This is a genomic window from Streptomyces sp. SID5464 (assembly GCF_009862985.1).
Taxonomy (GTDB): Bacteria; Actinomycetota; Actinomycetes; order Streptomycetales; family Streptomycetaceae; genus Streptomyces; species Streptomyces chartreusis_D.
Genome location: NZ_WWIQ01000049.1, coordinates 220,511 through 220,747, shown reverse-complemented (window position 1 = coordinate 220,747; position 237 = coordinate 220,511). Strand labels below are relative to the sequence as shown.

At 71.3% G+C, this 237-nt stretch carries 1 pseudogene; it reads right to left on the bottom strand.

Annotated features, from left to right (window positions below):
• Positions 1 to 237: pseudogene (locus GTY47_RS24050) on the bottom strand (aspartate aminotransferase family protein); the annotation flags it as partial.

The following is a 237-nucleotide window of genomic DNA, read 5'->3' as shown; positions in this document are numbered from 1 at the left end:
GCCCTGCATGTAGTCGACCGGGTCGGTGAAGATGCCGTCGCTGGTATAGGCGCAGTCGGTGATCAGCGCCGCCAGGCGGTAGCCGTGGCGCTCCAGGTCGGCGATCGCGCCGCGCACCTGCTGCCGCATGTGCTCGGCGAGCGTGGTTCCCGGCACGGCGAGGCGCGGGTCCGGCGGATCGATGAGCCGGACGTTCGGGCCCAGCGGTGATCCCGCACCCAGGTGCGGTGAGAAGCT